20 protein-coding genes are annotated in these 19,740 nt (G+C 57.5%); 12 read left to right on the forward strand and 8 right to left on the reverse strand.

Translation table 11 applies throughout. The features are described from left to right. Positions 1-58: 58 nt before the first annotated feature. Positions 59-547 carry a DUF3576 domain-containing protein gene (locus AC2FJE_RS17835; RefSeq protein WP_108861114.1) on the reverse strand — a complete coding sequence of 163 codons (489 nt, stop codon included), beginning with the start codon at positions 545-547 and terminating at the stop codon, positions 59-61. A gap of 283 nt (positions 548-830) precedes the next feature. Here AC2FJE_RS17835 and AC2FJE_RS17840 point away from each other — a divergent pair, with 283 nt between their 5' ends. Both AC2FJE_RS17840 and AC2FJE_RS17845 read left to right on the forward strand, forming a co-directional pair. Beyond that, positions 831-1,856, forward strand: a complete 1,026-nt coding sequence (locus AC2FJE_RS17840) for a porin (protein ID WP_282120321.1) — start codon at positions 831-833, stop codon at positions 1,854-1,856. Between the two features lie 101 nt (positions 1,857-1,957). Next, complete coding sequence (locus AC2FJE_RS17845) at positions 1,958-2,617, forward strand: YggS family pyridoxal phosphate-dependent enzyme (protein WP_282170499.1); 660 nt, start codon at positions 1,958-1,960, stop codon at positions 2,615-2,617. Here AC2FJE_RS17845 and AC2FJE_RS17850 read toward each other — a convergent pair. Beyond that, complete coding sequence (locus AC2FJE_RS17850; RefSeq protein ID WP_282170498.1) at positions 2,601-3,101, reverse strand: L,D-transpeptidase family protein; 501 nt, start codon at positions 3,099-3,101, stop codon at positions 2,601-2,603. The two genes, AC2FJE_RS17845 and AC2FJE_RS17850, sit on opposite strands and share 17 nt — an antisense overlap. Continuing rightward, positions 3,098-4,192: a GTP cyclohydrolase II gene (gene ribA / locus AC2FJE_RS17855; protein WP_282170497.1), complete on the reverse strand. Its 1,095-nt coding sequence runs from the start codon at positions 4,190-4,192 to the stop codon at positions 3,098-3,100. The genes AC2FJE_RS17850 and ribA overlap by 4 nt, the downstream gene beginning before the upstream one ends. 161 nt (positions 4,193-4,353) lie before the next feature. Between ribA and AC2FJE_RS17860 the strand changes: the two genes are divergently transcribed. Then, positions 4,354-5,040, forward strand: coding sequence for a response regulator transcription factor (locus tag AC2FJE_RS17860; protein ID WP_058272567.1), 687 nt, complete (start codon positions 4,354-4,356; stop codon positions 5,038-5,040). A 154-nt stretch (positions 5,041-5,194) separates the two neighbouring features. Here AC2FJE_RS17860 and AC2FJE_RS17865 read toward each other — a convergent pair whose 3' ends face one another. After that, on the reverse strand, positions 5,195-5,755 hold the full coding sequence (locus AC2FJE_RS17865) for a hypothetical protein (RefSeq protein WP_282120318.1): 561 nt from the start codon (positions 5,753-5,755) through the stop codon (positions 5,195-5,197). Between the two features lie 181 nt (positions 5,756-5,936). On the opposite strand from AC2FJE_RS17865, the gene AC2FJE_RS17870 reads away from it, so the two are divergent. The 4 genes from AC2FJE_RS17870 (at position 5,937) to AC2FJE_RS17885 (ending at position 8,570) form a co-directional block, all read left to right on the forward strand. Further along, a complete protein-coding gene (locus AC2FJE_RS17870; RefSeq protein ID WP_496722015.1) occupies positions 5,937-6,725 on the forward strand; it encodes an exodeoxyribonuclease III in 789 nt (262 codons plus the stop codon). Positions 6,726-6,801: 76 nt separating this feature from the next. Beyond that, positions 6,802-7,719, forward strand: coding sequence for a thioredoxin (gene trxA / locus AC2FJE_RS17875; RefSeq protein WP_496722017.1), 918 nt, complete (start codon positions 6,802-6,804; stop codon positions 7,717-7,719). Between the two features lie 27 nt (positions 7,720-7,746). Further along, a complete protein-coding gene (locus tag AC2FJE_RS17880) occupies positions 7,747-8,388 on the forward strand; it encodes an LON peptidase substrate-binding domain-containing protein (RefSeq protein ID WP_282170494.1) in 642 nt (213 codons plus the stop codon). Beyond that, positions 8,385-8,570: a Trm112 family protein gene (locus AC2FJE_RS17885; RefSeq protein ID WP_282170493.1), complete on the forward strand. Its 186-nt coding sequence runs from the start codon at positions 8,385-8,387 to the stop codon at positions 8,568-8,570. The genes AC2FJE_RS17880 and AC2FJE_RS17885 overlap by 4 nt, the downstream gene beginning before the upstream one ends. On the opposite strand, the gene AC2FJE_RS17890 is transcribed toward AC2FJE_RS17885, so the two are convergent. Further along, complete coding sequence (locus tag AC2FJE_RS17890) at positions 8,567-9,829, reverse strand: FAD-dependent monooxygenase (RefSeq protein WP_496699395.1); 1,263 nt, start codon at positions 9,827-9,829, stop codon at positions 8,567-8,569. The genes AC2FJE_RS17885 and AC2FJE_RS17890 overlap by 4 nt on opposite strands. A gap of 54 nt (positions 9,830-9,883) precedes the next feature. Between AC2FJE_RS17890 and AC2FJE_RS17895 the strand changes: the two genes are divergently transcribed. The 4 genes from AC2FJE_RS17895 (at position 9,884) to AC2FJE_RS17910 (ending at position 16,051) form a co-directional block, all read left to right on the forward strand. Beyond that, a complete protein-coding gene (locus AC2FJE_RS17895; RefSeq protein ID WP_496757052.1) occupies positions 9,884-11,212 on the forward strand; it encodes an amidase in 1,329 nt (442 codons plus the stop codon). 108 nt (positions 11,213-11,320) lie between these two features. Beyond that, entirely contained in the window at positions 11,321-12,502 is a 1,182-nt protein-coding gene (locus AC2FJE_RS17900) for an aminotransferase class I/II-fold pyridoxal phosphate-dependent enzyme (protein WP_108861123.1), read from the forward strand. 14 nt (positions 12,503-12,516) lie between these two features. After that, positions 12,517-15,414, forward strand: a complete 2,898-nt coding sequence (locus AC2FJE_RS17905) for a DNA translocase FtsK (protein WP_496699389.1) — start codon at positions 12,517-12,519, stop codon at positions 15,412-15,414. A gap of 40 nt (positions 15,415-15,454) precedes the next feature. Beyond that, a complete protein-coding gene (locus AC2FJE_RS17910; RefSeq protein WP_282120310.1) occupies positions 15,455-16,051 on the forward strand; it encodes a LolA family protein in 597 nt (198 codons plus the stop codon). Between the two features lie 12 nt (positions 16,052-16,063). On the opposite strand, the gene AC2FJE_RS17915 is transcribed toward AC2FJE_RS17910, so the two are convergent. Continuing rightward, positions 16,064-16,645, reverse strand: coding sequence for a transglycosylase SLT domain-containing protein (locus AC2FJE_RS17915; protein ID WP_058272557.1), 582 nt, complete (start codon positions 16,643-16,645; stop codon positions 16,064-16,066). Between the two features lie 60 nt (positions 16,646-16,705). Continuing rightward, a complete protein-coding gene (locus AC2FJE_RS17920; protein WP_282120309.1) occupies positions 16,706-17,587 on the reverse strand; it encodes an AEC family transporter in 882 nt (293 codons plus the stop codon). 80 nt (positions 17,588-17,667) lie between these two features. Here AC2FJE_RS17920 and hspQ point away from each other — a divergent pair, with 80 nt between their 5' ends. Next, entirely contained in the window at positions 17,668-17,994 is a 327-nt protein-coding gene (gene hspQ / locus AC2FJE_RS17925; protein ID WP_108861127.1) for a heat shock protein HspQ, read from the forward strand. Positions 17,995-18,028: 34 nt separating this feature from the next. Here hspQ and AC2FJE_RS17930 read toward each other — a convergent pair whose 3' ends face one another. Next, on the reverse strand, positions 18,029-19,606 hold the full coding sequence (locus tag AC2FJE_RS17930) for a gamma-glutamyltransferase family protein (RefSeq protein WP_496761267.1): 1,578 nt from the start codon (positions 19,604-19,606) through the stop codon (positions 18,029-18,031). Positions 19,607-19,740: the final 134 nt, after the last annotated feature.

Below are 19,740 nucleotides of genomic sequence, written 5' to 3' on the forward strand. Positions count from 1 at the left end.
TGAATGAAAACGCCGGGCGTGAACCCGGCGTGGTAATATTGTGATTTTCAGCGGGTGGCTAGAGTTTGTTGTCCGCAATGCGCAACTGGCGTGCGCGATTCAGGATCGCATCCTCGACCGCCCGGGCCGTTGCAGCGCTGACCGGAGCGCCTCCGCTGCTTTGCAGTGCTACCGAAAGCGACCGCGCCGCCAGGGCCGGATCACTTATATGCACGGTCGCGCGATAAGAACGTCCGCCACCAGGAGGCGTGCCGTAACCTGTTACGATCACGCCGGTAAATGGATCAACTTCCTGAATTGGGAGGAAATTCAGCACATCCAGTGAGGCCGCCCACAAATACCGGTTCACATTGACGATCTGTTCAGCATTCCCGCGGTTGAACACGTCCCAGATTGTCGTGCGTTCTGGATCGTTCAGCTCTCGTTCTTCCGTGCGTGTGCTATCTGTATACAGCAACGCGGGATTCGGAGCCGCACTCTGATTCTGTCCGCAGGCCGACACGGCAGCAGTCATTATGATCAAACCGAAAATCGTCTGCAGGCGCATTGTCGACTGGTCCTGTTTCACTTGGTCTACTTTGTTACGTGTTACTCCTAGACAAGGTCCAGTTCAGCAACAACCCTATTCTTGTTACACATGTCAGTGTGGACGGCAGTTTAGCCCCCGAATATCGACTGTGGCATCCTTGCACCAATTTGGGGCCAATGCACCCTTCACATTTAAGGCAAGCTTGCGTGAAGGGGGTAATTCGAGCGAAACGGTTCCCGTGCTGAGACATGTGCTGAGGCATGTGTCGAGTAGAAAAACTTTTGAAACCGAGGGAAACAAGATGAAAAAAGTTCTCTTCGCATCGACCGCTCTGATCGCAACCGCAAGTGTTGCAGCGGCCGACGTTAAATTCAGCGGCTATGGCCGTTTTGGTATTGGCTACTACGAAGATCGTACCGGTACTGTTAACAACTTCACCACAGATGCAAACGGCGACATCATCGCTGATGGCACCTCGACCGTCGAAACCGACAGCACCATCCTGGTCTCGCGTTTCCGTCTGAACATCGACGGCACCGCAGAAACCGATGGCGGCGTTGAGTTCTCGGCTCGTGTTCGTCTGCAGGCTGACGAAAACGCCGGCAACGGTGAGCAGAACAGCGCTGGCCTGAACGGCGCACGCTTCTCGGTCATCTACGGTGGTCTGCGTGTTGACGCCGGCAACGTTGCGGGTTCCTTCGACAACCTGGCAAACTACTACGGTAACGAGCCTGGCCTGGAAGCCTTCATCGGTCAGTACTCGGGCGTTGACTATAGCTTCCTGGCTTACTCGTCGACCGGTTCGGGTTCGAACGCTGTGTTCTTCCAGTACGCAGTTGGCGATTTCGCATTCGGCGCGTCATATGACCAAGCAACTATTGCTTTTGACGGTGTTGCGCAGGACGCAGACCGCTGGGACATCAGCGCAACCTACAACTTCAACAACATCACCGCTGCACTGGCCTATGGTCAGACCAAGGCGAACGTGAACAGCGCGAGCGAAAAGCAGTCGCTGACCGTTCTGACCCTGGGTGCAGAATTCGGTGACTTCTCGGGTACTCTGTTTGTAGCTGACGATGACGTTGTAAACGACGATCGCAACGGCACCGCATACGGTCTGTCGCTGGCCTACAACCTGGGCGCGGCAACCACTCTGACCGCTGCTTACGGTGACGGTTCGGCGGATGACGACCTGCAGCAGTATGGTATCGGCGTTAAGTACGACCTGGGCGGCGGTGCATCGCTGCGCGGTGGTCTCGGCCAAGAGAAGCGCGGCGACGGCGACAGCCGTGTACGTGCCGACTTCGGTGCTCAGTTCAACTTCTAAGTTGAGCTAAACCACAAAGTTTAAGGGCAGGTCTTCGGACCTGCCCTTTTCTTTTGCGCGGACTTGGTGTTTTCCTGCCCCAAAGCAGAGAGAGGAAATCCATGTCGCTGCACGACATCACTGCCCGCATCGCCAAGGCCGAATCCGCCGCCGGACGACTTGCGGGTTCGACAAAGCTGATCGCGGTTTCAAAGGTCCAGCCGAATGAACGTGTTGAGGCTGTGCTGAGCCAAGGCCACCGCTGTTTTGGGGAAAACCGCGTGCAGGAAGCGGCCGAAAAGTGGCCGGGCTTTAAGGAGCAATTCTCAGGGATAGACCTGCATCTGATCGGACCGCTGCAAACCAACAAGGCCCGGCAGGCAATTGAACTGTTCAACGCGATTCACTCGGTGGATCGGCCCAAGCTTGCCAAAACGCTGGCACGGTTGGCGCAAGAGGTTGGCCACTGCCCGGAACTGTTCATTCAGGTCAATACCGGAGAAGAAGAGCAAAAAGCAGGGATCATGCCGGTTGATGCGGACGCCTTCATCGCCGAGTGCCGCGAACTGGATTTGCCGGTTCAGGGTCTGATGGCAATCCCGCCGGTTGAAGAGGAACCCTCGCTGCATTTTGCGTTGCTGGCCAAGATCGCCGAACGCAACGGTTTAGAAGGGCTCTCGATGGGGATGAGCGGTGACTTCGAGCAGGCGATCGCGTTGGGGGCCACCCATGTGCGCGTGGGGTCCGCCATCTTTGGCGAGAGGGTCAAACCTGCGGGATAATCAGACGCGTTCCGGGGGAAATTCTACGCGCGATCCAATGCAGATGGTCGCGGCGAAAAGCGACACAGCCTTCGGTCGGGTAGCCGGGGCGTCTCCACTGGTGAAGGAAAATGGCTGATCCCCGGCCTGACACAGAGTTCGGCCAGTTCCAGTCGGTGATCAGAACAAGATCGTACAGGGGGTCCGCGCGCCGCAGCTTTTCGTGGCTGGGGGCATAGGGCGCGCTGACCATCTGATTGTACTGGCTGTCCGCGCTGTCATCAGACCAAAGATCACCGGGGCCTATTGGGATGGCCCATGAGGACGGAGCTGCTATTCTATCTGGTCGAAACAGCATACTGACTATGTGATGCACACCGATTGGCGTTGCCCCATCGCCTTCGTGCTTGTCATCCGTCAGGCCGCCTTTTCCGATCGAACAAGGAAAGAGGCGCCCGGCAAACCGGATGCCCCGCGGAGTAAGAACCAGATCGTCCGGGGTCACAGCAAATGGCCCGACTTTGCGGCCTTGGTTGCCAGGTATCCCCGATTATGGGCTGTTTCGCCCACTTTCAGCGGTACTCTTTCGGTCACCGCGATGCCTGTCTTTTCCATCATCGCGATTTTCGCCGGGTTGTTTGTCAGCAATCGAACCGACGAAAACCCAAGTTCTTTCAGAATGTCCGATCCCAGTCGGAAATCACGTTCATCGTCTTCGAACCCCAATCGGTGATTGGCCTCGACCGTATCAAAACCCTGATCCTGCAGGAAATAGGCCCGCATCTTGTTGGCAAGGCCGATGCCGCGCCCTTCTTGATTGAGGTACAGCAACACGCCTGCGCCCTCGGACCCCATCTGGGCAAGCGCACCACGCAGCTGCGGCCCGCAATCGCATTTCAAGCTGCCCATCAAGTCGCCTGTGAAACAGGCCGAATGCAAACGGGCCAGCACAGGTTTGCTTCGGTCCGGACGCCCAATTTCCACGGCATAATGCTCTTCTCCGCCATCTTCGGGGCGGAAAACGTGCAGCCGACCGGCCTCGGACACTTCCATCGGCAGGCGCGCGGCGGCAATCGCGTGCAGGGTGCTTCGATCTGCCAGATGCGGCGCAGCGCGGGTATGGTCGATGCAGGTCAGGCCATGTGCCACCGCAAAATCGCGACCGTCATCAATTGGAACCACCACGGCGGCCGGCAAGAGGCGTGCGGACTTCGTCAAAGCGATGGCAATTCGGTGCAGGTTTGCGCTACCCTGACGCTCGGACATCAGAGGGCCTTTCATCGGGGTATTTAGATCATCCGAGGGATCGGCGACCGCCTGAACCCATGCGATGTCGGTGTCCGATGGGATGATTACCCGTGCGAGGTCGCCATCATAGGCGCGTGCCTTCAGCGTTTCTGCGCGTCTTACGGTGATCGCGACCACAGGCTGACCTTCGAAGTTCCGAAGGTCGGCCAGCCGTTGTGCGCTTAATGTCTCGGACGCTATCGCTATGACGCTGAACCCGCTGTCATCAGTCAATACGACGGGAACGCCCATACGCAGATCCGCGCGGGCCCGTGCCAGCAATTCCGAGATATCGGGGATAAGACTCATCTATGTTACCCTATAACGTGTTGGTCTTCGTCTAACCCGAACAGAAGAAAAAGTGAAACAATTCCTCTGCGTCAGACACGAGGGCGTGAGACCATTGCAGTAAATCTTGTTGATTGCATCTTCCGCACGCAAATGGTGGAAAAGGCTTAGGAGGACCGGACATGGCTCAGCTCAAGAAAATCCTGCTGGTGGATGACGATGAAGATCTGCGCGAGGCGCTCAGCGAGCAACTCGTGATGACCGAGGATTTCGACGTGTTCGAAGCGGCAGACGGTCAATCCGCCATGGAGCGCGCACGCGAGGCGATTTACGATCTGGTCATTCTGGACGTCGGTCTGCCGGATACGGACGGTCGTGAGCTGTGCCGTCTGATGCGCAAACAAGGCGTCAAAAGCCCGATCCTGATGCTGACCGGCCATGACAGCGACGCAGATACCATTCTGGGTTTGGATGCCGGTGCCAATGATTACGTCTCTAAGCCGTTCAAATTTCCGGTCCTACTGGCCCGTATCCGCGCGCAGTTGCGCCAGCATGAACAATCCGAAGACGCGGTCTTTGTGCTGGGGCCGTATACCTTTAAGCCGGCGATGAAGATGTTGATCACCGAAGAGGATCGCAAGATCCGCCTGACCGAGAAAGAAACCAACATTCTCAAGTTCCTGTACCGCTCGGCAGATGGCGTGGTCGCCCGCGACGTTCTGCTGCACGAGGTCTGGGGCTATAACGCCGGTGTCACCACACATACGCTGGAAACCCACATCTATCGTCTGCGCCAAAAGATCGAACCCGACCCATCGAACGCGCGCCTTTTGGTCACAGAATCGGGCGGATATCGCTTGGTCTCGTAACTCCGGGTGGATTGACGTGGATCAAAGTGATACTCTGGATGTGTAATTAGAGTACTCCCAACCCGCGCATGTCCGGGTTATGACATGCACCTCCCTGTTGGACTGCCGGGCCTTATGGCCCGGCCTTTTTTGTTGGGAGGAATTAAGCTGCGGCCTATGAAGCAGCAATGCCACAATTTCGGAACTCGGTGATTTTGGCCCAAAAGTTTTTGTTTCTTGAACTCAAGGCAAGACCAAAGTGAGTGGTCGTTACAGTGTCAACCGAGTATGTACCTGCGTCACCTGATCTGGCTTTAACGCGATAACGTGTAGGTCCTACTACAGTGGTCTTTGACGTTGTTTGTGAAACGACACCATCGGCGTTTCGATAAGTGTAAGAACACTTTCCCGGAACACCAAAACAACTGTGTGGTTCGAACATCTCCCACTTTCCGTTCGCCCAAGTGCGCTGGGTCATCAAGCCCTCTTTGTCGTACTCGGTTGTCTTTACTCTGTTTTTGTTTCCAGATTTATCCTTTGTGGTGACGATGTACTTGCCAGATCGCTGCCCGTCGAAGGTGTTGACCCAAGTGTTGCCGTTCGAATACTCCACAGTCCAACTGCAGCCGGTCGGCATGTCCCAGAAACGGACTTCTTTGGCAATGACTGCATTTGCAGCGACAAATGACAGCAAGGCTGAGGCCGCAAACTGAATTAGATAAGTTCTGTTTTTCATAATATTATTCTCGTCGATAAGGCGCTCGCTCGGTGGGTCAAGTCTCAACTGATCTCAAAAGCAAGGTCAGCTTCAAGCGCAAATTACGTTTTTGCAGAAGCTCACCCCGGGCACACATTTCTCATGGCACCCCATCCCACACCACGCTAACCTCCGGCCAACCGCGACAGAGGAATCCCCCATGCCCTTTACTCTTGCTACCTGGAACATCAACTCGGTCCGCCTGCGCGAGCCTATCGTGCTGAAATTGCTGCAGGAAGAGGCACCGGACATTCTGTGTTTGCAAGAATGCAAGTCGCCGGTTGAGAAGATCCCAACCGACGGATTTGCCGAACTGGGGTACACCCACATGGTTGCGAGGGGCCAGAAGGGGTATAACGGCGTCGCCATCCTTTCGCGCCTGCCGATGGAAGAAGTCGGTGACAAGGATTTTGCAGGTCTCGGCCACGCGCGCCACATCGCTGGGCGATTGGAAAACGGTGTCACCATTCACAATTTCTATGTCCCAGCCGGTGGCGACATCCCAGACCGAGAAAAGAACGAGAAGTTTGGGCAGAAGCTCGACTACCTCACAGATATGCGCGACTGGTTCCATGCCGAAAAGCCCGAAAAGTCCATTCTGGTTGGCGATCTGAATATCGCCCCGCGCGAGGATGACGTCTGGTCGCACAAAAAACTGCTCAAGGTCGTCTCACACACACCGATCGAGGTTGAACACCTGGCCGAAACGCAGGACGCAGGCGGATGGGTGGACATAACCCGTAAGGACATCCCCGAGGGGCAGCTGTACAGCTGGTGGTCCTATCGCGCCCGCGATTGGGACGCTGCCGACAAGGGGCGGCGTCTGGATCATGTCTGGGCCACGCAGGATATCTCGAACGCGGGGCACTCCAGCCGCGTTCTGCGTGATGCGCGCGGGTGGGAAAAACCCAGCGACCACGCACCAGTCTTTGCGACATTCGACCTTTGACCCTGCAACTCTCCCCTTGGTTTCTGCCCTTTGCAGTTGCATATAGGGGCCAAATTCGAACGAAAGAGTGAATGCCATGGACCTTCTGAACGCCGCAGCCGGACCCGATACCGCCGATCTGATCAAGGACGGATCCGAGGCCACCTTTATGGCCGATGTCGTCGAGGCCTCGCAGGAAATCCCTGTGATCGTGGATTTCTGGGCCCCATGGTGTGGTCCGTGCAAAACGCTTGGGCCGCTGTTGGAAGAGGCTGTGACCGCCGCCAAAGGGGCGGTGAAGATGGTCAAGATCAACGTGGATGAGGCACAGATGATCGCCTCTCAAATGCGCGTTCAGTCGATCCCGACGGTATACGCGTTCTACAAAGGCCAGCCGGTCGATGGGTTTCAGGGCGCCGTGCCGGGGTCCGAGATCAAGGCGTTCGTGGACCGAGTTATTGAGGCCGCAGGTGGTGAAAGCCCCGGCGGTCAGTTGGATGACGCTGTTCTGGCCGCCGAAGAAATGCTGGCCGATGGCGCAGCTGTGGATGCCGCACAGACCTTTTCCGCCATTCTGGGGGAAGACCCGAACCACGCCGCCGCTTATGGCGGTCTGGTGCGCGCCCATATTGCAGCAGGCGATCTGGAGCAGGCCGAGGCGATTTTGAACGGCGCACCCGCAGAGATTTCAACCTCGGCCGAGGTTGAGGCCGCCCATGCCCAACTGGAGCTGGCGAAACAGGCTGCCGATGCTGGTCCTGTGGGTGAGCTGAAAGCAGCGGTTGAGGCAGATGCCGACAACCATCAGGCGCGGTTCGATCTTGCACAGGCGCTGCACGCCAGTGGTGAAGTTGAAGAGGCTGTTACGCAATTGTTGGAACTGTTCCGCCGCGACCGCGAGTGGGATGACGGTGCCGCAAAGGCGCAACTGTTCACCATTTTTGACGCGCTGAAGCCCAATGATCCGATTGTTCTGAACGGGCGGCGCAAGCTCAGCTCGATGATATTTGCCTAATTCCTGATCAGGGCTACACTCGGGTACATGATGCATCCCGCTGATCTGCCGGAGACGGTATCCGTTTTCCCATTGCCCGGGGCGCTTTTGCTGCCCCGGTCTCGCTTGCCGCTACATATTTTTGAGCCGCGCTACCTGCAAATGCTGGACGACGCGCTGAAAACGCCTGAACGCTTGATCGGCATGGCCCAGCCGAACCCCTGTCAGTCCAACGAAAGCAAGCTGCACCAAATCGGTTGTGCCGGACGTGTGACACAGTTTTCTGAAACCGAAGATGGTCGCTACCTGATTACATTGTCCGGCATCTCGCGATTTCGGATCAAGTCCGAGCTGGATGCGTTTACGCCTTATCGCCGTTGTGCTGTTTCATGGGACGGGTTTGACCGCGATCTTGGCAAGGCCGAGGCGGACAATGCGTTCGATCGGTTGCGATTTTTGGATCTGCTTGAACGGTTTTTTTCCTCGCGCCAGCTGTCGACCGACTGGGACACGTTGAAGGATGCCGATGACGAGCTGCTAGTGAATTCTCTGTCGATGCTGCTGGATTTCGATCCCGAAGAGAAACAGGCGCTGCTTGAGGCACCTTGCCTTCGCACGCGCCGCGAGACATTGGTGACATTGATTGAATTCGCCATGCGCGGCGGATCGAGCGAGGAAAAACTGCAATGACCGAACCTGAACACCCATTTGATCGCCACATGCTTGAGGCGCTGATCTGTCCGCAGACGCACACTACTTTGCACTACGACGCCGAAAAGCAGGAACTGGTGTCCAAAGCTGCCAATCTAGCCTTTCCGATCCGCAACGGTATCCCGGTGATGCTGGTGGATGAAGCCCGGCACCTTGACTAAATCGCGCGCCCTTGCAGAAGTTTCGGCAGATCTCCGGTCAGCCCGGCGGCCTCACGGACAAAGCCGCGACGTAGTCCGGGGATCGAGCCGACGATCTCCATCCCGATGTCGCGCCCGAAGCGCAGAATCGGGTTGTCGTTCGAAAACAGCTTGTTGAACACATCGGTCGCCATGGCCAGCGCCGCCGTGTCGAACCGTCTCCATTCCTGGTAACGTTCCAAAACCAATACCGAACTGATATCTTCGCCACGCCGTCCGGCCAGTGTCAGAACTTCCGCCAAGGCACCCACGTCCCGAAGACCTGCGTTCAAACCCTGACCTGCAATTGGATGCATGCCGTGGGCGGCGTCCCCGACCAAAGCCATGCGGTCACCGATAAAGGAATTGGCGATCGTCAGGTTTAGCGGATAGGTGAATCGGTCGCCCTGAAGGCGGATGTCACCCAGAAAATCACCAAAGCGCGGGCGCAATACCTGCAGATAGTCCGCCTCGGGCATGGCGTTGATGCGTTTGGCCATTTCGGAGCGTTCGCTCCAGACGATCGAGCTGCGATTGCCGGTCAGCGGCAGAATCGCCAAGGGGCCGGGGGGCATGAAGAACTGATGCGCCACGCCGTTATGGGGCAGGTCATGCTCAATGGCACAGACCAGCGCGGTCTGGCCGTAGTCCCAACCGGTGCGCTTGATCCCAGCACGCGCGGCGGTGCCACTGCGGCGCCCGTCACAGCCAACCAACAATCCGCCGGTCAGGGTCGTGCCATCATCCAGCGTCAGCGCTACGCCGGTATCATCAGAGGCCTGCGCGACAACGGTTTTGCCGCTGATCTGCGTGATGCTGCCCTGTTCGGCCATGGCATCCAGAAACGCGCGGCGCAGGTGGCGGTCTTCGACCATGTAACCCATCGGGCCTTCTTCAATCTCGGCATGGTCAAAATGCAGGAAAAACGGGGATGGACCAGCGCCGGAATGGCCATCAGTGACCTTGATCTCAAGCATGGGCTGGGCACGGTCTGCCACCTTGTCCCAGACGCCAACCGCATCCAACAACCGCTGCGAGGCTAGCGCCAGCGCATAGGCGCGCCCGTCAAAAGCCGCGTTTTTCCGTGCTTTTTCGGCCAATGCGTCGATGACGGTGACAGAATGCCCCGTCTGGGCCAGTGCCAGTGCCAGGGCCGGGCCGTTCAGGCCGCCGCCTACGATCAGGATATCCGAGTTGTGTTCCATGGCCTGCAATATGCGCGCCCTTTCGGGATTGTCCATGTGCGGTCCTGTCGCTACCTTCCCTAAAAGTGCTTTTTTTCCAAGGGGGCAGGGATGCAGGACTGGCTGACCATGGCGGCGTGTGATCTGGGTCGGGGTATCGGCATGGGACAGATCGATCCGGTTGAATTGACCGAGACCTATCTGGCCGCTATCGACGCGCATCCGCACCGTGACAGGATCTATGCCCGCGTTACGCATGATCGTGCACGAGCCGAGGCACAGGCTGCGCAGGAGCGCGCCAATCTGGGCCTGCGGCGGTCCCTGTTGGATGGTGTGCCGATCAGCTGGAAAGATCTGTTCGACACCGCCGGCACCGCGACTGAGGCAGGCTCGGCCTTGCTGAAAGGCCGGGTTCCCGAAATGGACGCGGTCGTTGTGCGTAACGCCACCGCCATGGGCACGGTCTGTCTGGGTAAGACGCATATGAGCGAGCTGGCTTTCTCAGGCCTTGGCCTGAACCCGATCACTGGCACGCCCCCATGCATTGACGACGAAGACGCCGTATCCGGAGGCTCTTCTTCCGGCGCGGCCGCATCGGTGGCCTGGGGCCTTGCCGCCTGTGGGATCGGTTCGGATACGGGCGGGTCAGTGCGCATTCCAGCGGCCTGGAACAATCTGGTCGGGCTGAAAACCACCGCCGGGCGCGTCAGCCTTGAGGGTACAGTGCCCTTGTGTCTGCGGTTCGACACTGTTGGTCCACTGACCCGCTCAGTCGAGGACGCGGCTCAGATGCTGGCCTTGCTCGAGGGGCGCTCTCCACTGGATCTTCGCGGTGCCAGCCTGAAAGGCCGCCGCTTTGCCAATCTTCAGACTGTGGCGCAGGACGACCTGAGGGATGAACCGCGTAAGGCCTTTGAGGATGGGTTGCAAAGACTCACCGAGGCAGGCGCCGAGATCGTTCCGCTGGACGTCCCCGAGCTGCACGACGCCATGGCGCTGTCCGGCATTCTGTACACGACCGAAGCTTATGGGTTGTGGCGCGATGTGATCGAGGCCAACCCTGACGCCATGTATCCCGAGATTCTGGAACGGTTTCGGTCGGGTCAAAACGCGACCGGTGCCGATTACATCGCGGCCTGGTCCAGGCTGAAAGCCTGTCGGGCTGCATGGGATGCCGCCACATCCGGGTTTGATGCGGTGCTCGCGCCCACGGCCCCCATTCTGCCGCCGAATCTGGATCGGTTGATGAATGACCATGATTACTATGTCACGGAAAATCTGTTGGCGCTGCGCAACACCCGCATTGGCAATCTGATGGGACTTGCTGCACTGACACTGCCGACCGGAATACCCGGCTGTGGCGTGATGATGATGGGATATCCGGGGTCAGAAGAGGCCTTGCTAAGGCTGGGATCAGCGGCCGAGACGGCGTTGGCCTGAATGCCACAATCCCCTGATTCGCCACCTCTTTGTCTGGACGAAACCGGGCGCGATCTGTAGTCTGCCTGTAAAACGGGGCGAAATGATCCCGGTATTGAGGCAGTAGTTATGAATTTCCCCGAACGGTTTTCGGACCTACCGGAATATGCATTCCCGCGTCTGCGCACCCTGTTGGATCATCACCAGCCGGGTGGCGAAGTGATTCACATGACCATTGGCGCGCCTATGCATGATTTTCCGGCGTGGGTCACCGATGTGATCACAGAAAACGCGGCCGGGTTTAAAGGATACCCTCCAAACGAAGGGTCGCCCGAGTTGCGGTCGGCGATTACTGACTGGATTGATCGCCGCTATGGCGTTTCGATGGACCCTGACACCAACGTGATGGCGTTGAATGGCACGCGCGAAGGATTGTACAACGCCGCGATGGCGCTGTGCCCCGAGCAGAAAAACGGTGAAAAGCCCGTCATACTGTGCCCGAATCCATTCTACCAGGTCTATATGGTGGCCTCGCTGTCGGTTCGTGCCGAGCCTGTATTCGTATCCGCAACTGCCGCCACAGGTCACTTGCCGAACTATTCGGGGCTACCAAAGGACGTTCTGAACCGCACCGTAGCGGCCTATATCTGTTCTCCCGCCAATCCGCAGGGCGCAGTCGCCTCGCGCGACTATTGGGTCGAACTGATCCAACTGGCCGAAACCTATGATTTCCGCATCTTCGCGGATGAATGTTATTCCGAAATTTACCGCGACACGGCACCAACCGGTGTGCTGACCGTCGCGCAGGAACTTGGGGCCGATCCGGAGCGGATCACCTTGTTCAATTCACTGTCGAAGCGGTCCAATCTGGCTGGTCTGCGCTCGGGCCTGATCGCCGGTGGTCCCGAGACCATCAAGAGGGTCAAGCAGTTACGCAACTACGCAGGTGCGCCTTTACCGCTACCTTTGCAGGCTGCCGCCGCAAAAGTTTGGGCAGATGAGGTGCATGTTGTAGAGAACCGCGCGCTGTATCAGGAAAAATACACGATCGCGGATGAGGTTTTCGCGGGCGTGCAGGGCTATATGGCGCCTGAAGCCGGGTTTTTCCTATGGCTGCCAGTCGAAAATGGCGAGGAAACCACATTAAGGCTGTGGCAGGAAACCGGTGTTCGGGTGCTGCCTGGTGCATATCTTTCTCAAGGTGATCCGGGGCAAAACCCGGGCGAACAATTTATCCGGGTCGCAATGGTGGCCCCAAAAACAGAGTTGCGGCAGGGGCTGATTACGCTCCGTGACTGCATCTATTCGTGAGGTACGAGGGCAAAATGGCATCATATAACGCGCGCAACCGCGATCCATTGCTGGACAGTACGACCCAGGCCGCCATCGAAAGGCGTAGCAAGGAACTGATCGGGATCGCCCTGATCCTGCTGGGGCTGGCTTCAGCCGCGATGATCTGGTCCTACACGCCGGATGATCCGAACTGGATGGTGTCGACAGACGCGCCAGTGCAGAACTGGATGGGGCGGATTGGGGCGTCGATCGCCGCGCCGCTGTTCATGATCGTCGGATGGGGCAGTTGGAGCATCGCGCTGGTGCTGATTGGCTGGGGCATACGCTTTGCCGGGCACTTCGGCGAGGAACGCGCAGTGGCCCGCCTTATCTTTGCTCCGATCTGGATTGCCATCGTTTCCGTTTATGCCGCGACTTTGGTGCCGGGTGAGGCATGGCGCACGACCCACAGCTTTGGTCTGGGGGGCTTGTTCGGTGATACCGTCATGGGTGCGTTGCTGACACTGCTGCCTATATCGTCACATTTCATGGTCAAACTGATGTCGCTGGCGATGGCAGCTGGCATGCTGGTGCTGGGTACATTTGTCCTTGGATTCACAAAAGCCGACGTGCGCAAAGGCACGCGTGCCTTCTTGCTGGGCCTTGTGATGTCCTATGACATGTTGATGAACCTCTTGGGTCGCAGTGCGTCGGTTACCGCACAGGCGGCACGAGATCGCCGGGCACAGTGGGAAGAGCGCAAGGCCATCCGCGCAGAGGCCAACGACGCGGTGTTTGACGACGATATGGCGTATGCCGATCCGATGTTCGAAGAGCCGGATTTCGAAGAGCCCGAACCCGCAAAACCCGGTCTGCTGGCGCGGATGCCAAGCCTGATCCGCCGCGCCGATCCCATGCCGGAACCTGAACTGGTCGCCCGCGAACCGGTTGCCGGATTCGATGAAATGCCGGGTGAAGATCGTATCAAGTCCAAGATTTCCGCAGCCGTGCGCAATCGCAAAGTGGCCGCGGGTGAAGTGGCGCCAGAGGTCGATCCAACCCTGCCTTTGACCAAAGGGCGTGGCCGGGGGCCGGACCCGTTGATTTTGAACGCCAGAGGCGGAGAGGAGCTTCCCCCCGAGCCGCCGATGACATTGGACGGTCTGCCGCCTGAGCCGATGCTGACAGCAGAGCCTGAACCCGAGTGGCATCAGGAACCCCTGCATCATGATTTTGCCCCCGAGCCCGTCTTTGAGGATGAGGCCGTATTTGAAGACGCACCCGAACCCGAACCGGCCCCGCTTCCTGCGATGAAAATTCCAGTGGCCGAGCCGCGCAAACCCGTAGTGGCACAGCCTGTTCGCCGCACCCCTGCGCCGTCGCGTCGTGCACAGGCCGAAGCACAGCCTGGGTTGTCCTTTGAAGACCGGCATTCGGACTTTGAGCTGCCGCCTTTGAGCTTGCTGTCCAACCCTTCCAGCATTCAGCGCCATCACCTCAGCGATGAGGCATTGGAAGAAAACGCGCGCATGTTGGAAAACGTGCTGGACGACTATGGCGTCAAGGGTGAGATCACCAGTGTCCGCCCCGGCCCGGTTGTTACCATGTACGAACTAGAGCCTGCTCCGGGCCTGAAAGCGAGCCGGGTTATCGGTCTGGCCGACGATATCGCGCGCTCGATGTCGGCACTGTCGGCACGTGTTTCGACCCTGCCGGGTCGTTCGGTGATCGGGATCGAATTGCCCAATGAAAACCGCGAGATGGTGGTGTTGCGCGAAATCCTTGCCAGCCGTGATTTTGGTGATGGTAACCACGCGCTGCCACTGGCGCTGGGCAAGGATATCGGCGGCGAATCCATGGTCGCAAACCTGGCCAAGATGCCCCACTTGTTGATTGCGGGGACAACCGGTTCCGGTAAGTCGGTTGCGATCAACACCATGATCCTATCGCTGCTATATAAGCTGACACCGGACGAATGTCGCCTGATCATGATCGACCCCAAGATGCTGGAACTGTCCGTCTATGATGGCATTCCGCATCTGCTGTCGCCCGTTGTGACCGACCCGAAAAAGGCGGTTGTCGCCCTGAAATGGGTCGTGGGCGAGATGGAAGACCGCTATCGCAAGATGTCCAAGATGGGCGTGCGCAACATCGCGGGTTACAATGGTCGCGTGAAGGACGCGTTGGCCAAGGGCGAGATGTTCAGCCGCACCGTGCAGACCGGGTTCGACGATGAAACCGGCGAGCCAACGTTCGAGACAGAAGAGTTCGCGCCCGAAGCGATGCCATACATCGTCGTGATTGTTGATGAGATGGCCGACCTGATGATGGTCGCGGGCAAAGAGATCGAGGCCTGTATCCAGCGACTGGCGCAGATGGCAAGGGCCTCGGGTATTCACCTGATCATGGCCACGCAGCGCCCCTCGGTCGATGTGATTACCGGTACGATCAAGGCGAACTTCCCAACCCGGATTTCGTTCCAGGTGACCTCGAAAGTCGACAGCCGCACTATTCTGGGCGAAATGGGGGCCGAGCAACTGCTGGGGCAGGGCGACATGCTGTATATGGCAGGTGGCGCCAAGATCACCCGTTGCCACGGCCCGTTTGTTTCGGACGAGGAAGTCGAGGAAATCGTCAACCACCTGAAACAGTTCGGCCCACCGGACTATGTAAACACCGTACTGGACGGCCCATCTGAGGATAAAGCCGACAACATCGATGCCGTATTGGGCCTCAACACCGGTGGCAACACCAACGGGGAAGACGCGCTATACGATCAGGCGGTGGCGATTGTGATCAAGGATCGCAAATGCTCGACCTCGTACATTCAGCGGAAACTTGCCATTGGCTACAACAAAGCTGCGCGACTTGTTGAGCAAATGGAAGATGAAGGCGTTGTTTCGTCGGCAAATCATGTCGGGAAACGCGAAATCCTCGTACCCGAACAATAGGATATTTAATAACAAGGGCAGAGCGCTTATCTGGGAACTTATGAAACAGATTGCCTTTGCCCTTGCTTTGACACTCGCCGCGCCTGCGGCCTGGGCGGCTGATAAGCTGCCGTTGTCCCAAATCTCAAACTACCTCAATGGCCTCAAAACCGTTGAGACCACGTTTACACAAGTCAACGATGACGGCTCGCTGAGCACCGGAAAGCTGTGGATAGAACGCCCCGGTAAGATGCGGTTCGAATATGACCCGCCCAACAGCGCTGTGGTTCTGGCGCGCGCAGGTACGGTGCAGATCTTTGATCCGAAATCTAACCAGCCCCCTGAACAGTATCCGTTAAAACGCACACCCCTGTCGCTGGTGCTGGCGCGTAACGTCAATCTGGGGCAGGCGAATATGGTGGTTGCCCATGATTTTGACGGGACGGCCACGGTTGTTACCGCTCGGGACCCAAAGAACCCCGATTCCGGCCGGATTGAACTGATGTTCACGGGGGACCCGATCGAGCTGCGCAAATGGGTCATTCACGACAATGCCGGCAGTCAGACGACCGTTCTGCTGGGGCAGCTGAGTACCGGCGGAAATCTCAGCAACGATCTGTTTTCCAGATCAAAAAGAAGCGGGTCAGGCAATCGCTGACCCGCACTCCTGTCAGTAGCGGCAATTGGCCAGCTGCGCCTGATAGAGCTTGGCGCGTGCATCTACGTCATTGGCGACGTTCAACAGCCAGGATTTGCTGTTATGGCTGCCGCGGGCAAAGCCGGTGTGCCCCTCGTGATACGCCAGATACTGGTTGCGCGTATCTGTGGGGTGAATACCGTTCCGCTGATGGCTTTTGTTCATGTACCAGCCGATGAAATCTGACGCATCGCGGATGCGGTCCCGCTTGGCGCGGCGTTTGCCGGTTTCCTTGCGATATTCATCCCAGGTGCCGTCCAGCGCCTGGCTGAATCCGTAGGCGCTGCTTTGACGGCCCATGGGGATCACACCCAGAACGTATTGGTGCGGCGTACGTGCGTCGTGTTTATAGCGGCTTTCCTGATAGATCGTCGCCATTTGAACGTGAATTGGGACGCCCCATTTTCGTTCGGTGCTTTTGAACGCCTTGATAAAATCAGGCCGTTCGCGCGCAATGCTGCACGCGTCATTCAATCTGCTCGGTGGCTGTTTGGACCCGCCACCGCAGGATGCCAAAAGCAGCACCCCGAAGAGTACGAAAAGAATTCTGCTCATGTGCCTCGTGCCTTTTTTCTTTATTCTAGCGCAAATTGAGCGATTAGGAAATCACAATCGTTATAGAACAATGGCTAGAATTATAGGCAAAGCGCCGACGCTTAGCACAGTTGATACCATGACCATCCCTGCAACCGCGTCCGAATCCGCGTCAAACCGCTCGGCCAGCAGGTACGATGTAACCGCGACCGGGGTGCACATCTGCAGGACCAATACTCCAAAAGCGGTTGCGTCCAGATCAAAGAATCGAGCTATTGCCCAGCCGAGCGCGAAGCAGACCAGCAGCTTCAGGACGGACAGCCAGATCGCCTGACCCAATTTGCGGGTCGTCAGCCTTGCAATTGCCACGCCGACTGTAATCAACATCATGGGGATGGCCATTTGGCCTAGCAGCTCTAGCGTATTGGTCAGGAACAGTGGCGTTTCCCAGTCTTGCCATAGGAATAAGGCCCCAAGCAGGGTTGCCCAAACCATCGGTTCGCGCGCAACTTTGCCGAATGCACCCTTTCCAGCGACGAGGTAAATTCCATAGGTGAAAGAAAACAGGGCGGTAATTGCCAGGAAAATGACTGCAAAACCCAGACCTGCCTGACCAAACGCAAAAATACACAGCGGCAGGCCCAGATTTCCGGTATTGCCAAAAATCAGTGGCGACAGGTAAGTCCGACGGTCCAGGTTTGAAAGTCGAACGAAAACGCCAAAGGCCACGGCAAGGCCAATATGACCCGCAATTGCGGCCAGTGTGAAGCGGGTCAACTCTCCTGCCGGGATCTCGGTTTGCATCAGCGCCACAAAGATCAGGCTGGGCACGGCAAGCGTCACGGCAAGGCGCGTCACAAACTCCAAACGGTACTCAAAACCAAGTTTGACCCAGGTGAATCCAATGCCCGCCAGCAGAAAAACCGGCGCCACAATTTCGAACACTGTCAGTAAGATGTTCACAGACTGTTTCCTTTAATTTCCGATCAATGATTGGCATTTCGGCCCGGAAAGAGGTAGTAAGATCTCTGGGGGCTGAGATAATGCTGAAGACAAATGCCAAGTACCGCCTGGGACAGGTGGTCCGCCATAAAAAGCATCCCTTCCGAGGGGTGATTTTTGACGTGGACCCGGAATTTTCCAACACAGAAGAGTGGTATCAGGCCATTCCCGAGGACAGCCGCCCCATCAAGGATCAGCCGTTTTACCATCTGCTCGCAGAAAACGACCAATCCTTCTATGTGGCTTATGTTTCAGAACAAAATCTGGTTGCCGACCAATCCGGGGAACCGGTTGAGCATCCTGATATTCCTGACATGTTCGGTCCTTTCGAGAATGGCGCGTACCCGCTGCACTTTAATTTGAACTAAGTGATTTGGTGCGCCAGATTTCGCGCCCTGGTGGTCAGTAACCTAACGCACAACCGTCTTTTCTGGGGTCACTTGCGCCTTCCAGAACACCATCTGTGCGGATTCGGATTGCTTGCGCTCCGCCAAGTGGCGTTTCTGGAACCTGAACGTTGTGCCCAAAATCGCTCAATTGTTGAGATGTGCTGGGCGGAATTCCGCGTTCAAGTTTCAGAACGCCGCCGTCTGCAAAGGCGCGCGGGGCGTCCACAGAGGCTTGCAAACCCAACCCATGATCAGTGAGGTTGGACAATAGGCGTGCGTGGCCAGTTGGTTGAAAAGCGCCGCCCATCACGCCAAATGGCATGAGCACGCGTCCTTCCTGTTTAAGCATACCGGGAATGATCGTGTGCATCGGGCGTTTGCCCGGGCCAAGCTCGTTTGGGTGACCGGCGCTCAGATTGAAGCCTGAGCCGCGGTTTTGCAGCAAAATCCCGTATTTTTTCGATGCGATGCCAGAACCGAAGCTGTGAAATATGGAGTAGATCAGCGAAACGGCCATCCGATCCCGGTCAACAACCGTGATATAGACCGTGTCCTTATGAATGGACTCGGTTAGTGGGGCCGCCGCTGGCATGGCGCGCTTGGGGTCAATCAACGCGGCCAGCTTGTCCGCCACGCTCTGGTCGAGGAATCGTTCAGCGTGGGTTGTGTGATCGGGGTCCGCAATGAACCGATTGCGCGCGTCATAGGCGAGTTTCGAGGCCTCGGCCTCAAGATGGATGAGTTCTGGGCCAAATGGGTCAAGACCGGCCAGATCGAAGTTCTTTAGGATGTTCAAAAGCAGGATTGCAGTCGCACCCTGTCCGTTTGGCGGGTGTTCGACAAGATCGATGCCGTTGTAGTTTCCGCTGACAGGCTGGGATTTTGTGCATTGCGTGGCCAGAAAATCCTCGGCCGTGTGAACACCACCCAATGCTGTTAGGGCGTCAATCATATCCTGTGCAATTTCACCGGAATAAAAGGCGTCACGACCATTGCGTGCAATCTGGCGCAGAACCTCGGCTTGCCCTAGCGCGCGAAAGACCTGACCTGTTTTCGGCGCTTCGCCGTCGGTCAGGTAGTGTCTGCGCGCGGCGCCCTGTAACGTGGCGGCCCCCGTTTTCCAATCAATGGCGACGCGGGGTGCAACTGGGACACCCACCTCGGCATAGTGTATGGCTGGCTGTAGAATTGCGTCCAGCCCAAGCTTTCCTTCGGATTCTGCCAAATGGCATAACGCATCAATTGCACCGGGAATAGTCACAGCATCGGGCGTGTTCAATGGCACTGAATCCAGCCCTTCGGCCCGCAACCGATCGGCATCCGCAGCTGCTGGCGCACGGCCAGACCCGTTCAGAGCCCGAATTTGATCTTCGCCCGCGCGATTGAACAGAACAAAGCAATCACCGCCGATTCCAGTCATCTGCGGTTCACAAATGCCCAGCAGCACGGCACCTGAGATGGCGGCGTCCATGGCATTGCCGCCTTGTTGGAGAATACTCACCGCAGCCTGCGCGGCCAGAGGATGTGATGTGGCGCACATTCCTTCGGTTGCCAAAACTTCGGACCGACCCGGAGTGTGAAAATCCCGCATAGCTTTGCCTTCTCCCTTTGAACGAGCCGAAGGTAAAGCGTGGTCAGAGATTGTCTAGTCACATCAAGGAGAAGATCCTCGGCGCCGTTCACTGGGTGGGGGCTGTGACACGAGGCGCCGAGGGAAGCTATCTG

The organism is Ruegeria sp. CDSC002, from assembly GCF_059610905.1.

Coding starts and splice junctions, on each gene's coding strand:
- AC2FJE_RS17835 (WP_108861114.1), bottom strand. CDS start 547: ATGCGCCTGCAGACGATTTTCGGTTTGATCATAATGACTGCTGCCGTG.
- AC2FJE_RS17840 (WP_282120321.1), top strand. CDS start 831: ATGAAAAAAGTTCTCTTCGCATCGACCGCTCTGATCGCAACCGCAAGT.
- AC2FJE_RS17845 (WP_282170499.1), top strand. CDS start 1,958: ATGTCGCTGCACGACATCACTGCCCGCATCGCCAAGGCCGAATCCGCC.
- ribA (WP_282170497.1), bottom strand. CDS start 4,192: ATGAGTCTTATCCCCGATATCTCGGAATTGCTGGCACGGGCCCGCGCG.
- AC2FJE_RS17860 (WP_058272567.1), top strand. CDS start 4,354: ATGGCTCAGCTCAAGAAAATCCTGCTGGTGGATGACGATGAAGATCTG.
- AC2FJE_RS17865 (WP_282120318.1), bottom strand. CDS start 5,755: ATGAAAAACAGAACTTATCTAATTCAGTTTGCGGCCTCAGCCTTGCTG.
- AC2FJE_RS17870 (WP_496722015.1), top strand. CDS start 5,937: ATGCCCTTTACTCTTGCTACCTGGAACATCAACTCGGTCCGCCTGCGC.
- trxA (WP_496722017.1), top strand. CDS start 6,802: ATGGACCTTCTGAACGCCGCAGCCGGACCCGATACCGCCGATCTGATC.
- AC2FJE_RS17880 (WP_282170494.1), top strand. CDS start 7,747: ATGATGCATCCCGCTGATCTGCCGGAGACGGTATCCGTTTTCCCATTG.
- AC2FJE_RS17885 (WP_282170493.1), top strand. CDS start 8,385: ATGACCGAACCTGAACACCCATTTGATCGCCACATGCTTGAGGCGCTG.
- AC2FJE_RS17890 (WP_496699395.1), bottom strand. CDS start 9,829: ATGGACAATCCCGAAAGGGCGCGCATATTGCAGGCCATGGAACACAAC.
- AC2FJE_RS17895 (WP_496757052.1), top strand. CDS start 9,884: ATGCAGGACTGGCTGACCATGGCGGCGTGTGATCTGGGTCGGGGTATC.
- AC2FJE_RS17900 (WP_108861123.1), top strand. CDS start 11,321: ATGAATTTCCCCGAACGGTTTTCGGACCTACCGGAATATGCATTCCCG.
- AC2FJE_RS17905 (WP_496699389.1), top strand. CDS start 12,517: ATGGCATCATATAACGCGCGCAACCGCGATCCATTGCTGGACAGTACG.
- AC2FJE_RS17910 (WP_282120310.1), top strand. CDS start 15,455: ATGAAACAGATTGCCTTTGCCCTTGCTTTGACACTCGCCGCGCCTGCG.
- AC2FJE_RS17915 (WP_058272557.1), bottom strand. CDS start 16,645: ATGAGCAGAATTCTTTTCGTACTCTTCGGGGTGCTGCTTTTGGCATCC.
- hspQ (WP_108861127.1), top strand. CDS start 17,668: ATGCTGAAGACAAATGCCAAGTACCGCCTGGGACAGGTGGTCCGCCAT.
- AC2FJE_RS17930 (WP_496761267.1), bottom strand. CDS start 19,606: ATGCGGGATTTTCACACTCCGGGTCGGTCCGAAGTTTTGGCAACCGAA.